The sequence below is a fragment of the Pseudomonas sp. NPDC087358 genome, assembly GCF_044900785.1.
GTDB lineage: Bacteria > Pseudomonadota > Gammaproteobacteria > Pseudomonadales > Pseudomonadaceae > Aquipseudomonas.
In genome coordinates this window covers 437,656-452,662 of record NZ_JBJDOA010000001.1, presented here as the reverse complement: position 1 = coordinate 452,662, position 15,007 = coordinate 437,656, and the positions used below count along the sequence as shown (strand labels likewise).

At 59.4% G+C, this 15,007-nt stretch carries 9 protein-coding genes and 2 tRNA genes; 2 read left to right on the top strand and 9 right to left on the bottom strand.

Going from position 1 to position 15,007, the window contains the following annotated elements; translation table 11 throughout:
* Nucleotides 1-34 precede the first annotated feature (34 nt).
* Together ACI2KS_RS01995 and rimO are read right to left on the bottom strand one after the other, a co-directional pair.
* Nucleotides 35-490 carry a GNAT family N-acetyltransferase gene (locus ACI2KS_RS01995; protein ID WP_404616714.1) on the bottom strand — a complete coding sequence of 152 codons (456 nt, stop codon included), beginning with the start codon at nucleotides 488-490 and terminating at the stop codon, nucleotides 35-37.
* Nucleotides 491-600: 110 nt separating this feature from the next.
* The gene (gene rimO, locus ACI2KS_RS01990) at nucleotides 601-1,938 is read right to left on the bottom strand and encodes a 30S ribosomal protein S12 methylthiotransferase RimO (RefSeq protein WP_404616713.1); all 1,338 of its coding nucleotides are present in this window, start codon (nucleotides 1,936-1,938) and stop codon (nucleotides 601-603) included.
* A gap of 272 nt (nucleotides 1,939-2,210) precedes the next feature.
* On the opposite strand from rimO, the gene ACI2KS_RS01985 reads away from it, so the two are divergent.
* A complete protein-coding gene (locus ACI2KS_RS01985) occupies nucleotides 2,211-4,109 on the top strand; it encodes a potassium transporter Kup (RefSeq protein ID WP_404616712.1) in 1,899 nt (632 codons plus the stop codon).
* 162 nt (nucleotides 4,110-4,271) lie between these two features.
* Here the strand turns inward: ACI2KS_RS01985 and ACI2KS_RS01980 are convergent, their stop codons facing one another.
* The 4 genes from ACI2KS_RS01980 to ACI2KS_RS01965 all read right to left on the bottom strand — a co-directional run bounded on the left by ACI2KS_RS01980 (nucleotide 4,272) and on the right by ACI2KS_RS01965 (nucleotide 8,956).
* Entirely contained in the window at nucleotides 4,272-5,573 is a 1,302-nt protein-coding gene (locus tag ACI2KS_RS01980; protein ID WP_404616711.1) for a virulence factor family protein, read from the bottom strand.
* Entirely contained in the window at nucleotides 5,573-8,215 is a 2,643-nt protein-coding gene (gene mprF / locus ACI2KS_RS01975; RefSeq protein ID WP_404616710.1) for a bifunctional lysylphosphatidylglycerol flippase/synthetase MprF, read from the bottom strand. The genes ACI2KS_RS01980 and mprF overlap by 1 nt, the downstream gene beginning before the upstream one ends.
* Nucleotides 8,216-8,544: 329 nt before the next feature.
* Nucleotides 8,545-8,621: transfer RNA gene (locus ACI2KS_RS01970), tRNA-Met, on the bottom strand.
* A gap of 258 nt (nucleotides 8,622-8,879) precedes the next feature.
* Nucleotides 8,880-8,956: transfer RNA gene (locus tag ACI2KS_RS01965), tRNA-Met, on the bottom strand.
* Between the two features lie 254 nt (nucleotides 8,957-9,210).
* Between ACI2KS_RS01965 and dinB the strand changes: the two genes are divergently transcribed.
* Nucleotides 9,211-10,269, top strand: coding sequence for a DNA polymerase IV (dinB, locus tag ACI2KS_RS01960; RefSeq protein WP_404616709.1), 1,059 nt, complete (start codon nucleotides 9,211-9,213; stop codon nucleotides 10,267-10,269).
* Between the two features lie 9 nt (nucleotides 10,270-10,278).
* On the opposite strand, the gene ACI2KS_RS01955 is transcribed toward dinB, so the two are convergent.
* The 3 genes from ACI2KS_RS01955 to ACI2KS_RS01945 form a co-directional block, all read right to left on the bottom strand.
* Nucleotides 10,279-11,235, bottom strand: a complete 957-nt coding sequence (locus ACI2KS_RS01955; protein ID WP_404616708.1) for a hypothetical protein — start codon at nucleotides 11,233-11,235, stop codon at nucleotides 10,279-10,281.
* A gap of 78 nt (nucleotides 11,236-11,313) precedes the next feature.
* Nucleotides 11,314-13,029: a proline--tRNA ligase gene (locus ACI2KS_RS01950; protein ID WP_404616707.1), complete on the bottom strand. Its 1,716-nt coding sequence runs from the start codon at nucleotides 13,027-13,029 to the stop codon at nucleotides 11,314-11,316.
* Nucleotides 13,030-13,201: 172 nt separating this feature from the next.
* Nucleotides 13,202-14,524, bottom strand: coding sequence for an OprD family porin (locus ACI2KS_RS01945; RefSeq protein WP_404616706.1), 1,323 nt, complete (start codon nucleotides 14,522-14,524; stop codon nucleotides 13,202-13,204).
* Nucleotides 14,525-15,007: the final 483 nt, after the last annotated feature.

Below are 15,007 nucleotides of genomic sequence, written 5' to 3'. Positions count from 1 at the left end.
CTGCAATCGCGAGCAAGCTCACTCCTACAGATGATTAGCTCGGGTTTTTTATTCGCATCCGCAACATCGGGTATGGCCTGCCCAGGCCGTCCATTTCGGCGCGACCTACGGTTTCAAATCCCTGCTTTTGATAAAATCCGAGCGCTTGCGGGTTTTGCTCGTTGACGTCCAGCTCGGTTACCTGGAAGTTTTCGATGGCATAGTCCAGCAGCTTCTTGCCCAGGCCCATGCCACGGTAATCAGGAGCGATGAACAGCATCTCCAGCTTACCCGGCGTCGTGCCGGCGAAACCGGTGATGTGCAGGTGCGAGTCGCGCGTGCAAAACAGGTTCACGGCGCCCAGATACTGGGTCTGCAAGAGATTTCTGAGCAGGGTGATGTAGTTGTCCGGGAGAAAATCATGGGTCGCCCGAACCGATGCTTCCCAGACCCGGGTCAACTCGGCGTAGTCGTGCGGCTTGGGCAGGTAAATGACCGAGTGGTGGGTCATGTCGCCTCTTCTCCTGTTTTTTCGTTGTCCTGAACTACAAACGATAGCCAGAAAAAACAAACCCCGCCGTTTGAAGGGCGGGGTTGTTTTGCTGCGGGAACGGCCGGACGTCAGACCGGCTCAGCCCACAGGTCGTATTCATCGGCATCGACCACGCGGCACATGATCTTGTCGCCAGGCTTGAGGTCACGATCGCTTTCGACGAACACGTTACCGTCGATTTCCGGTGCATCGAAGAACGAGCGACCAACGAAACCCTGCTCGTCTACTTCATCGATCAGCACTTCGATTTCCTTGCCGATCTTCAGCTGCAGGCGCGCGGCGCTGATGGCCTGCTGGTGCGCCATGAAGCGATCCCAGCGTTCCTGTTTGACGTCGTCCGGCACGACCGGCGCGTCCAGGAGATTGGCTGGCGCGCCTTCGACCGGCGAATACTGGAAGCAGCCGACGCGATCGAGTTGCGCTTCGGTCAGCCAGTCCAGCAGGTACTGGAAGTCTTCTTCGGTTTCACCGGGGAAGCCGACGATGAAGGTCGAACGGATGATCAGGTCCGGGCACTGTTCGCGCCAGTTCTTGATGCGCGCCAGGGTCTTGTCTTCGAAGGCCGGGCGCTTCATCAGCTTGAGGATTTTCGGGCTGGCGTGCTGGAACGGGATGTCCAGGTACGGCAGGATCTTGCCCTCGGCCATCAACGGGATGATCTCGTCGACGTGCGGATAAGGGTAGACGTAGTGCAGGCGCACCCACACGCCCAGCGAGCTCAGTGCCTGGCAAAGCTCGGTCATGCGCGTCTTGACCGGCTGGCCGTTCCAGAAACCGGTGCGGTACTTGATGTCGACGCCGTAGGCGCTGGTGTCCTGGGAGATCACCAGCAGCTCCTGCACGCCAGCCTTGACCAGGCGCTGGGCTTCGTCGAGCACGTCACCCACCGGACGGCTGACCAGCTTGCCGCGCATCGACGGGATGATGCAGAAACTGCAGCTGTGGTTACAGCCTTCGGAAATCTTCAGATAAGCGTAATGGCGCGGAGTCAGCTTGATCCCCTGCGGCGGCACCAGATCGATCAGCGGGTTGTGATCAAGCTTGGGCGGTGCGGCATCGTGGACGGCGTTGAGCACTTGCTCATACTGCTGCGGACCGGTCACGGCGAGTACGCTGGGATGCACGTTGCGGATGACGCTTTCGTCCACGCCCATGCAGCCGGTGACGATGACCTTGCCGTTTTCCGCCAGGGCTTCACCGATGGTGTCCAGGGATTCGGCCTTGGCGCTATCGATGAACCCACAGGTGTTGACCACCACGACGTCGGCGTCTTCGTAGGTCGGCACGACCTGATAGCCTTCCATGCGCAGCTGGGTAAGGATGCGTTCGGAATCGACCAGAGCCTTCGGGCAACCGAGGCTGACAAAGCCGACCTTGGGGGCGGCAGACGTGGTGACGGTGGACATTGACTAACCTCGGCGTAGGGTTGCCCGGGCGACTGGCCGAGGCACTGACTGGGCGCTTGGTGCGCCTCTGATCAAAAAGTGCGCAATTCTAGCGATCACTCGAACGATTGACCAGCGTTATACCGAGAATTACGACGAGTGCTGCGCTATGCTTCGCGGCGTTGAACCCGGTGGCCCTTGCCGGTCGGGTTCTTCGGAATTTACCGATACGCCGCAGGTCAACCTGACAGCGCAGTATCGCGGTGCTCGAGTCATGGTTTCAGGAGTTGTAAATGGGTCACGCAACTAGTCAGGCAGAGGCCGGACATCATTCGGCCAAACCATTGAGTCTGCTGGTGGGGGCGGTGGGAGTGGCGTACGGCGACATCGGCACCAGCCCGCTGTACACGATCAAGGAAGTATTCGTCGGCGGCTACGGGGTGCAGGCTGGGCACGATGCAGTGCTGGGCATCCTGTCGCTGATTTTCTGGTCGCTGATCTGGGTCGTTTCATTCAAATACATGGCCTTGGTGCTGCGCGCGGACAACGACGGTGAAGGCGGCATCATGGCCCTCACCGCACTGGCCCGCCGAGCCTCCGCCAGGTTTCCGAAGCTGCAGGCAACGATGATTGTCTTCGGCCTGTTTGGCGCTGCGTTGTTTTACGGCGACAGCATGATCACCCCGGCCATCTCCGTGTTGTCGGCGGTCGAGGGCATGGAGCTGGCGTTCGATGGCCTGGACCACTGGGTCGTGCCGATCGCCTTGATCGTGCTGGTAGCGCTGTTCCTCATCCAGCGGCACGGCACCGCCCGAATCGGGGTGATGTTCGGACCCATCATGGTGCTGTGGTTCGTGACCCTGGGGGCCCTTGGTATCAACGGTATTGTCCGCCAGCCCGAGGTGCTGCATGCGGTCAATCCGGTCTGGGCACTGCGCTTTTTCATCGATCACCCGGGTATCGGCGTGGCGGTGCTAGGCGCGGTGGTGCTGGCGCTGACCGGTGCCGAAGCCTTGTACGCAGACATGGGCCACTTCGGTCGCAAGCCGATTTCCCGTGCCTGGTTCGGCCTGGTGCTGCCGGCGCTGGTGCTTAACTATTTTGGCCAGGGCGCCCTGGTGATCGAAGATCCGGAGGCTGTGCGCAACCCCTTTTACCTGCTGGCGCCCGCCTGGGGATTGTTGCCGCTGATCGCGCTGTCCACGCTGGCGACCATTATTGCCTCTCAGGCGGTGATCTCCGGTGCGTTTTCCATGACCCTGCAGGCCATTCAGCTCGGCTATATTCCGCGCATGTACATCCAGCACACGTCCAGCGACGCCCAGGGGCAGATCTACATCGGTGCGGTTAACTGGGCGCTGATGGTGGGTGTGATCCTGCTGGTGCTGGGCTTCGAGTCGTCTGGCGCCCTGGCCTCTGCTTACGGCGTGGCGGTCACCGGCACCATGCTCTGTACCACCATCCTGGTTTCCTCGGTGATGCTGCTGGCGTGGAAGTGGCCGCCGCTGATCGCAATTCCGATCCTGCTTGGTTGCCTGTTGGTGGACGGTCTGTTCTTCGCCGCCAACGTGCCGAAAGTGGTGCAGGGCGGGGCGTTTCCGTTTCTGGCAGGTATCGCGCTGTTTATCCTGATGACCACCTGGAAGCGCGGCAAGCAGTTGCTGGTGGACCGCATCGACGAGGGCGGCCTGCCGCTGCCGATCTTCATCAGCAGTATTCGCGTGCAGCCGCCACACCGCGTGCAGGGCACTGCTGTGTTCCTGACCGCGCGTCCGGATGCCGTGCCCCATGCGTTGCTGCACAACCTGCTGCACAACCAGGTGCTGCATGAGCAAGTGGTGCTGCTGACGGTGGTTTACGAAGACACGCCGCGGGTGCCTGCCGCTCAGCGCTTCGAGGTTGAGGCCTACGGTGAAGGGTTCTTCCGGGTGATCCTGCACTTCGGTTTCATCGACGAGCCGGACGTGCCTGCCGCGTTGAAACTGTGTCACCTGGCCGAACTGGATTTCAGTCCGATGCGCACCACCTATTTCCTCAGTCGCGAGACAGTGGTGTCGTCCAAGCTGGTGGGTATGGCGCGCTGGCGCGAAGGCTTGTTCGCCTTCATGTTGAAGAACGCCAACGGTAACCTGCGCTTCTTCAAACTGCCGTTCAACCGAGTGATCGAACTGGGTACGCAGGTGGAGATGTAGCGAAAGCCTTTGTACGGCTTGCCGGCGGGGCGATCTCAGGGCCTCATCGCCGGCGAACTGGATTGTTACAGGCGTCATGAATCAGGCTATTACTGCGCCCACAAGCGCAGACAAAAAAATCCCCGCAGTCGTGAGAGTGCGGGGATTTTTTACGGCTGCGGGTCAGTCGGCGTTGGCTGATTCGGGCGCTTCCTTGCCCTTCCACTTGTCGATGACGGCAATCAGGCGCTTGGCCAGAGCCGGGTAGTCTTCGTCAAAGTGATGGCCGCCCGGAAGCTGTTGCTTCTGGCCAGGGGCGGTGGCTTCGGTGCAGCCGCTTTCATCCTTCTCTTCCACGCCATAGACGCAGAACACCTTGTCCGCCGGCAGCTTGGCCATTTCCGGGCCGGTAGCCGCTTCCTTGCCGGATGCGCCGAGCCAGCCTTCAACGGCAATTTCGAAGCTGCCGCTGCGCGCAAAGGCCAGCAGGATGATACCGTCGACCCGCGCCTTGTCGTCTTCCGGCAGGCGGTTGTAGATCGCCGGCAATACGTCGGCGCCGAACGAGTAGCCGGCCAGGACAAAGTGCTTGGCACCCCATTTCTGCCGGTAATGGGCCATCAACTCGCTCAGGTCGGTAGCGGTCTGCTCGGGTGATTTGTGCTCCCAGTAGTAGCGCAAGGTGTCGATGCCGACCACGGGATAGCCGCCCGATTTCGCCATGTCACCCGCCACGTCCTTGTCCAGATCGCGCCAGCCGCCATCGCCGGAGAGGAACAGGGTGACGGTGTCCGATGGCTGGCTGGAAGGCACTTCCACCACGGGGATGTTGAGCCCGCCGTTGGCGTCGTCGGCAACCAGCAGATGACGAACCTCGGTGTTGAGGATCTGTGGGTACTTGATGTCGTAGTCGCTGATTTTGGTCTCGGCGTTGGGTGTGTCACGCACGAACACAGCTGTTTCGTCGTCCGGGCCGTCATTCCAGGCCACGGTCCATTTGCCATGGGCAGCGGCTTTCGGTGCAGGCACCTTGCAGTCAGGCTGATTGAGGACGAAGTTCACCGAGATGGCCTGGGCCTTGTCATTGGTCTGAGCGGCCAGCCAACTCCAGGCGACCGACCCGCCGGCACTGATGCCTGCGACCACATCCGGCGCACCATCGAGCTTTTGCAGAGCGGCATTGAACGCCTTGTCCTGCAACTGGCAGTCGTCTTTTGGCAGGACAACCTGAATGACCTGGGCCGAGGCGTCGTAGCTCAGTGCCAGGACCTGTTTTTCGGTCATCGCGTCGTCGGCGGTCACGGCCAGGGCAACCCGTGTCTTGACCTTGGTCGATGGGGTGGCGCGAATCAGCGCCGAGCCGTCATCCAGTGTCATGTGTTCCAGTGTCGGTTGTGCGGCAGGGCGGTTCCACAGCCAGAAACCCAGTGCGACTACCAGAATTACCAGGGCAGCGAGCAAAAAGCGCCAGTAGCGTTGAATCATCAGCGTTTCACCAATCCAGTCAGGCCGCCCGCGATAAGGGCGGCGGTATCTGCCAGTGCCACCAGCGGATCAAGTCCTGCGGGCACGGCCATATAACGAGGTTCCCAGTCAGGCTGGAATTTGTCTTTGAAGCGGCGCAGGCCCTGAAAATTGTAGAGCTGCTCGCCGCGACTGAAGACCATCGAGCCCAGACGCTGGGTCAATGGTGCGCCACGTCGTGGCTGCAGCCCGGACAATGGCACCATGCCCAGGCTGAAGCGTGCGTAGCCTTCTTTTTTGTAATGCAGGATCAGGCCGACCATCATGAACTCCATGGTCAGCTTCGGCGCTTCCGGGTGCGAGCGCATCAGATCCAGGCTGGCCAGATCATGGCGCGAGGTTTCCAGCAGGTTGGAAAACGCCACCGGCTTGCCTTCGAAGTGAATGATGGCAATGCGGAAATGCTTGAGGTAATCAAGGCTGAAACGACCCAGCGAGAAGCCTTTTTCGCGCACGTTCTTACCGGTCAGCCAGGCATCGGAAATGACCTTGAGCTCTTCCATCGGTGCCTGACCGACTTCATAGATTTCCAGTGACAGACCGTCGCGACCCCCTCTGTTCCAGGTGTAGCGCAGGTCTTTCATTTCCTTGCCCTTGGCGTCGATGTCGAACTTGAGCAGATCGACCCGTGCCTCTTCGCCCAGCTTGATGGCGGTCAGGCCGATGTCCATGTAGAACGGCAGGTTTTCGGCGCGTACCTGGTAGAAAACCGGGCGCGCGTGGTGGACGTCGCACAGGTCACGGAATTGCCAGATCAGCTCGGCGCGCTGTTGCGTCGGCCCGATCGGATCATACAGCGCCACCAGGCTACGGCCGCGATGGGCGTACATCAAGAATGCATTGCCGTCCGGGTGCAGCAGCACGGCCTTGTCACCGGTGAGCACCAGCCCGCCGTCCGGCTGATTGGAGGCCTTGATGATCTCGGCAGCCTTGGCCAGCTGAGCCTCATCGGGCAGATCGATCTGTGGGCGCGCGGTGCGCAACAGCCAGGTCAGCGAGACGATCACCAGCAGTACCGCACTGCCCAGCGCCGAGCGCAGGCCACGGGGTGCGTCAGCGTCAAGGGTGAATTGCCACCACAGTTGATGGCTGTAAGGAACGTCTTGATAGGCAAACAGCAGCAGCCAGAACGAGGCGCCCAGCACGCAGATACTGGCGACCAGATACAGCGGCGAGAACGGCAGCTCGAGCAAGCGGCTGGGGCGATAGAACGAGCGGCGGAAGATCGCCAGCAGGCAGGCGGTCGACAGCAGCAGGCTGGCTTCCTCCCAGTCGAACCCCTTGAGAATCGAAAGCACGGAGCCGACGAACAGCAAGATCGTCGTCAGCATCCAGGCTGCGGACAGCCGCCGACGCAGGCCCTGGGCCAGCAACAGACACAGCACGCCAATCAGGCTCGCGCCGAAGTGCGAGGCATCGATAAGCCGATGAGGGATCAGAAACCCCAGGCTTTCGAGCCGGGTATCGATTTCCGGAGTGGCACCGGAAAACAGCAGCACCACGCCAGACAGGAACACCAACAACGCAAGAATCGGCGCGCCCAGGCCCGAGGCGACACGCATGGCCTGGCGGGCAAACAGAAAGCGCTTGGCCTCGCTGAACAGCAGGACCAGACACGCCACCAGCAGCGGCAGTACCACGTAGATCAAGCGATACAGCAGCAACGCCGCGGCCAGTGGCGCAGCACCCAGTTCGTCAGCGAAAGCGGTCAGCAGAATGGCTTCGAAAACCCCGACGCCACCCGGTACATGGCTGAGCACCCCGGCGGCCAATGCCAGCAGATAGACCAGCAAAAACGCGCCGAAGGGCGGGGCGGACGGCAACAGCAGATACAGCACGGCGGCAGCGGCGGCGACGTCCAGCGCGGTAATGACCAGTTGCATCAGGGTCAGACGCAACCCGGGCAGACGCAGGGTGCGGCGTCCGGCACGTACCAGCAGGCTGTTCGGGATGGTCTGCTCGGGCAGTCGCCGACGATAGATGGCTACGCCGAGAATCAGGCTGATCGCAAGCACCGCGACCGCGACAGTCGCCAGCACCGGCACCGACAAATGCAGCGCCAGCGAGGCGGCGGGCAGGTCGCTCAAGGTTGCCAATGCGGCCAGCGGTGGCAGTGCGCAACCCAGCGAAAGGCTGGCGAACAGGGTCATGTGGGCGACTTCACCAGCACCCAGGCCCAGTCGGGAATACAGGCGGTAACGCACAGAGCCGCCGGAAAGCATGGACAAGCCAACGGCGTTACCGATGGCGAAGGCGCAGAAACCGCCCATGATCAGGCTCTTGGCGGGCAACTCGACATTGGCATAGCGACTGGCGGACCATTCATAACCCAGCAGTATGGTGAAGCCGATGACAGTCGCCAGAACAGCGCCGCCCAACGAGGGTAGCGGCACGCTCAGCAGCGAATCCTGCAAGGCATAAATGTCCAGCTCGGTAAGCATGTGCCGGCAGGCGATAAGCGCCACGGCGAACAGCAGGATGGTGACAGCCAGCCCGATGGGTTGACGATACTTGCTCACCAGTTCGCGTACGCGCAGTCGGGCAGGGGGGACCGGAAGACGCTCCGGAACTGCTTCGTTTGTGTCGGATGGGTTGGCGCGCATCAATCACTCCTTGGATCGTGCGCGACAGGATGGGGGTATACAGCCAAGTTACCAATCCCTACGCAAAAAATAATTCAGGATGTTAGCGCTTCAACGTCTAACGGGCGAATACGGCAGATACGTTTGCGTGACCATTCAGTCTAGGTTCAGTTGCTGGCCAGCGTATCGGCAAGGGGGATAAAAACTATCGCGCCTTGCAACACCTGGTAACGAGCAGCCCAGGCTAAAAGGTCTGACAATCACTGTGACAAGCGTTTGCCCATGCTGTTCGGGCGCTTTTCGTCAGGGCAAAAAAAAGGCCACTCTTTCGAGTAGCCTTTTTAGACGTTTGGTTGCGGGAGCCGGATTTGAACCGACGACCTTCGGGTTATGAGCCCGACGAGCTACCAGACTGCTCCATCCCGCGTCTGTGTGGCGGCATTCTACAGCCGAACGGCGAGGTGTCAACCCTTTATGCCAATGATCGACAAAATAAGCGCATTCCATGGGCTGCAAGCCTAAGTGACGGTTCGACAAGGCTTTTATCGCAGCCGCCAGGCTGGGCACGAGGCCATCATCGATTGCCTGTGTTTCAGTTGTATGAAAGAAAGACTCGATGTCCAGCCAGATCAAAAACCGTCGCGCACAAAAAAGGCCACTCTTTCGAGTAGCCTTTTTTGATGTTTGGTTGCGGGAGCCGGATTTGAACCGACGACCTTCGGGTTATGAGCCCGACGAGCTACCAGACTGCTCCATCCCGCGTCTGTGTGCCGGCATTCTACAGAGGAATGCGAGGGTGTCAAGCGTTGCACGGAAAAAAATGCTTTTTCTTCAATTGGTTAGCGATTGTGGTCAGCGCACTGTGGAGCAGGGCCTGGCACACGCGGCTGTCCGCCTGCATTGGCGGTGCTTTCGTCGCGCGTTTGAGCCATGGCTGCAGGCATGAATGGATGGTGAGTGTCAGACCGTTGCATGAATGAGATACTGCCTAATCCGTTTTCCTACGACCGCATGTTATGCCGCAGCGCAAAATCATCCATATAGACTGTGACTGCTTCTACGCCGCCATTGAAATGCGCGACGACCCCAGCCTGGCCGGCAAGCCGTTGGCGGTGGGTGGCGCCGCAGACCGGCGCGGCGTCATTGCCACCTGTAGCTACGAGGCCCGGGCTTATGGCGTGCGTTCGGCGATGTCGTCGCGGCACGCACTGTCACTGTGCCCGGACCTGACTATCGTCAAGCCGCGAATGGATGCTTATAAAGAAGCGTCCAAGGAAATTCATACGATCTTCCGCGATTACACCGATCTGATCGAGCCGTTGTCGCTGGATGAGGCTTATCTGGATGTCTCTGACTGCGGTCAGTTTGCCGGCAGCGCCACGCGTATCGCTCAGGACATCCGCCGGCGGGTTTCCAACCAGTTGCACATCACCGTTTCGGCCGGGGTGGCGCCCAACAAGTTTCTGGCCAAGATTGCCAGTGACTGGCGCAAGCCCAACGGCTTGTTCGTGATCACGCCGGATCAGGTCGAAGACTTCGTTTCCCAGCTCCCGGTCTCCAAGCTGCATGGTGTCGGCAAAGTCACGGCCGACAAGCTGGGGCGCCTGGGAATCGTCAGTTGCGCTGACCTGCGTGACTGGAGCCGGCTGTCGCTGGTACGCGAATTTGGCTCCTTTGGCGAACGGCTCTGGAATCTGGCCCACGGCATCGACGAGCGTCCAGTGCAGAACGACAGTCGTCGACAATCAGTGAGTGTGGAAAATACCTACGATACGGATCTCCCTGATCTGGCCAGTTGCCTGGAAAAGCTGCCCGAATTGCTGGAAAGCCTGAACGGCAGGATTGCCCGCATCGATACGCAGTACCGCCCGGGCAAACCGTTCGTGAAAGTGAAGTTTCACGACTTCACCCAGACCACGCTGGAGCAAGCGGGCGCGGCAAAGGATCTGGAGAGCTACGAGCATTTGCTCACCCAGGCTTTCGCACGCGGCGGCAAGCCGGTGCGATTGCTGGGGATCGGCGTGCGGTTACACGATCTGCGTGGCGCCCACGAACAGCTTCAGCTGTTCAGCTGACGCCACCTGTTACTCGCTTCCGGCAGGCACGGCGACCAGGCGGCCGGCGTCCTTGGCCAGCGATTTGAGAAACTCGTGTTGCAGTTGCGGGTCGTTGCGCGTCATTTCGATCAATGACTGTTCCAGTTCGCTGGCCTGTTCTTCCAGACCCAGTTCCGACAGGCGCTTGACCCGATGCACCCACTGGCTGACTTCGTCATCTTCAAGGTCGTCGTAGATCAGGTCGTGGGCCTCGATCAGTTTGCCACGCAGGGATTTGCTCAGCGGCAGACTGGCATTGGCCTGGACGTTGGTCTGCTCATCCTCCACCTTGATGCTCAGTTGCGTGATGCGACTGAGGTCCTGTTCGGCGAACGGACTGTCCAGCAGGTTGATACGCAGTACGCCGTTGCGGTCGGTGTTCAGCTCATGCGTGTCTTTACCCGCCTTGATCTCCACGGGGCTTTCACTCCAGGGCAGGCTCGAATGTTCGACGCGATGATCATGCTGCACTTCGTCGATGCCGGCCAGGTTTTGCTGGGCCCGGCCGTGTGAAGGTGCGTTCATGAACGGATTGATGCCCGCAATGCCGTAACTGAGCCAGTCTTTGGTCACGCTGTCCGGCAGGCTGCCGAAGGTCAGCACATTGACCACGTTGGCGCCAACGCCGGCGACGATGGCCACGGCACCCATCGGGATTTCGTAGATTTCGCGCCAGGGTTGATAGGGGGTGTAGCGATCGTAATGGCGGGTGACTTCGAATTCGGTGATGTCGAAGGTTTTCAGTTCGTGGATACGCACACGACGTTGTGGCAACTCCAGCGTTCTGGGTTCGCCGACATCGATCTGGAAACTGTGATCGAGCAACTTACGCTCGATGCGCTCTTCGTGCTCGCTGCGTTGAGACAGATGATTGGCGCAACCGCTGACGAGCAGGCTGCCACATAACGCGGCGCCTGCGAGACTTGAGGAACTTCGCTTGAACATGAGATCTCTTGTTGCACGTACGGCAGGATAAAGCCGGTCAAGGAGGGCGCGCCCGCCAGCAGCGGGCGCGCCATCGACTCAGCGCTTGATCCGGCCCTTGATGAAGGACAGCACATCAGCAACCGGCAAGGCCTGGGCTTCAGACTCGGTACGGCTCTTGTACTCCAGATTGCCTTCGGCCAGACCGCGGTCGCTGACCACGATCCGATGGGGGATGCCGATCAGCTCCATGTCCGCGAACTTGATGCCCGGGCTGGTTTTCTTGTCGCGGTCGTCCAGCAACACCTCGAAACCTGCAGCGGTGAGCTCTGCGTACAGTTTGTCGGTGGCCTCGCGAACAGCGTCGGTCTCATAACGCAGCGGTACCAGGGCAATCTGGTACGGTGCCAGCGCGTCGCTCCAGATGATGCCGTTTTCGTCGTTGTTCTGCTCGATGGCGGCTGCGACAACGCGAGAAACACCGATGCCATAGCAACCCATGGCCAAGGTGACAGGCTTGCCGTTTTCGCCCAGTACCTGGCACTTCATCGCGTCGCTGTACTTGGTGCCCAGCTGGAAGATATGGCCCACTTCGATGCCGCGCTTGATGATGACATTGCCCTGGCCATCCGGACTTGGATCGCCTTCGACCACATTGCGCAGGTCGGCGACCTCCGGAACCGGCAGATCGCGTTCCCAGTTCACACCGAAGTAGTGCTTGTCGTCGATGTTTGCACCGATGCCGAAATCGCTCATCAGCTCGACCGAACGGTCGATGATGCACGGCAGTGGCAGATTCAGCGGACCGAGTGACCCGGCGCCAGCGCCAATGGCGTCGCGCAGATCGGCTTCACTGGCCATGACCAGCGGGCTGGCCACCAATGGGTGATTGGATGCCTTGATCTCGTTGAGTTCGTGGTCGCCACGAATGATCAGCGCGATCAGCTTGCCTTCTTCTGCTGCATGCACCACCAGCGTCTTGACGGTTTTCTCGATCGCGAGGTTGAACTGCTCGACCAGCGCGGCGATGGTCTTGGCGTTCGGCGTATCGACCAGGCGCAGTTGCTCGGTCGCGACGCCACGCGACTTCTCGCGGGGTACGGCCTCGGCCTTCTCGATGTTGGCGGCGTAATCGGAGGTGTCGCTGAACACGATATCGTCTTCGCCCGACTCGGCCAGCACATGGAACTCGTGGGAGCCGGCGCCGCCGATCGAACCGTTGTCTGCCACCACAGGGCGGAAGTTCAGGCCAAGGCGGGTGAATACGTTGCTGTATGCCTGGTGCATACGGTCGTAGGTTTGCTGCAGGGAATCCTGGGTCGCGTGGAAGGAGTAGGCGTCCTTCATGATGAATTCACGACCGCGCATCAAGCCGAAGCGTGGACGGATCTCGTCACGGAACTTGGTCTGGATCTGGTACATGTTGATTGGCAGCTGTTTATAGCTGCTCAGCTCGTTGCGAGCCAGATCGGTGATGACTTCCTCGTGGGTCGGACCGGCGCAGAACTCGCGATCATGACGGTCTTTGAGGCGCAGCAGCTCAGGGCCGTATTGCTCCCAGCGACCGGATTCCTGCCACAATTCTGCCGGCTGAATGCCGGGCATCAATACTTCCAGTGCACCTGCCGCGTTCATCTCTTCACGCACGACCGCTTCGACCTTGCGCAGTACACGCAAACCCATGGGCAGCCAGGTGTAGAGACCGGAGGCGAGCTTGCGGATCATGCCGGCACGAAGCATCAGCTGATGGCTGATCACGACCGCATCGTTTGGCGTTTCTTTTTGTGTGGCGAGCAAATATTGACTTGTACGCATGGTCGGCCGTTGTCGGTTGCTGTGACTGGGAAATGACCTGGCATTGTACGGTGGTGATACGGTCGAGTACAGGGCGCCTGGGCGCTTGGGGCGGTGAGAGAGTCGATGTTGCAGGCATGAAAAAGCCCGGCACAAGGCCGGGCTTTTCTATAACGAGTGTCAGACAGCGCGATTACAGGACCGAAATCGGGTAGTCGACGATCAGACGGAACTCGTTGACATCGCCTTCGCCCTCGTCCGTGTTGGCACGGTGGAACGCTTGACGGATGCGGAACGACAGGTCTTTTGCCGGGCCAGTCTGAACAACGTACTTGGCCTCGACGTTGGTCTCGTGGTGGCTACCGTCAGCACCGTACAGACCGGTGTAGGTGCTGTTCGATGGGGTGTGAGTACCGTCGATGTCGGTACCGCTGACGTAACGAGCCATGAAGCTCAGACCAGGAACACCATAAGGAGACATGTTCAGGTCGTAGCGAGCTTGCCAGGATTTCTCACCCGGGGCGTTAAAGTCGGAGTATTGAATCGAGTTCGCCAGGAAGATCGAGTCGCCACCACGGTTGTTGTCGCCGATACCGATGTAGTCGAACGGCGTATCACCGTTAACTTTCTGGAAAGCCAGGGTCAGGGTATGAGCGGCCAGGAACGAGTAGGCTGCAGACAGGGAGTAGGCGTTGTTGCTGATGTCGCCTGCTTTCTTGCTGCCAGTGTCCTGGGTGTTGTAGTAGTTGAAGTCGAAGGCCAGGGACTGGTCGTCGGTCAACGGCAGCGCGTAGTTCACGTTACCGTAGTACTGGTTCCACACGTCTTCGAGTTTGTTGTAGTAGAAACCAACGCCCAGGTTGTCAGTGATGGAGTACTTGCCGCCGCCGTAGGTAGCAGACTTCGAAGTCACGCCAGCGTAGGTCGCCCAGATGTCGCCGTCACGGTTGGTTTCATCCTGGCTGGTGCCCGAATAGAAACGACCGGCTTCAACGTCCAGACCTTTGAGTTCGCTGCTCTGCAGAGTGATACCGCTGGCAGTCTGAGGCAACAGACGGGAGCCGCCTACTGCGAAGACCGGGTTCTGCGGCTGCATGTCGCCGATTTTCAGTTCGGTTTTCGAAACGCGGAACTTAACAGCACCACCGGCTTTGCCGAAGCTGTCTTCGTTTTTGCCGTTGCTGTCGGTGACCAGGTTGCCCGAGCCGGAATACTTGTCCGAACCGTCCAGCTTGAAGCCAGCGTAACCGAATGCGTCAACACCCACGCCGATCAGGCCTTGAGTGTAACCGGAGCTGTAGTTGGCCCAGAAACCTTGAGTCCAGTCCTTGTCGTCTACTGCACCGTTCATCTTGTTACGGTTGTAGTAGTAGTTGCGAGCCTTGACGTCCAGCTTGCTACCTTCAACAAAACCAGTTGCTTCGGACTGATCGCTTACGAATGCCGCAGCCGATGCCAATTGGGTACTGGCCGCAGTAACTGCCAGGGCGATTGCGCTCCACTTCATCACTCTCATCGTGACTTTGCTCCTTTGGTTTTAAGAAGAGTACTGCCGTCCACCTGTTTTTTTATCTGAACGGCTCTTTCTTTTTGGTGTCGGCGAACTTATAGCACGCTGACATTATTGGCGATAGTTACGTACCTATCCTTTCAAATTCTTTACGGCCGTGTCGCAAACCAGCACTGTCCGTGTCGCTACTGAACAGCTCCATATCCATAGACGTGCAACTACCGCAGTACTTTTCGACGGCCGGGACGCCCATCCGCTTTAACCTGCATCCCGCCATCCCAAATGCCTCCAGAAGCTCATCGCCATTTTCTTCTCGACCGACGTTCAGGCAGGTGACCCATACGTTCGATCCTGTGTGTGACAAAGCAACAACCGTGCACAAAGTTCCCACAAACCTGAAAAAAATGTCAACAGCCACATAAACACATTCAGAGGGTCCCGTAATTCATTGTTTTATAAGGCTAAAAAAAATTGAAATAAATGGTTTGC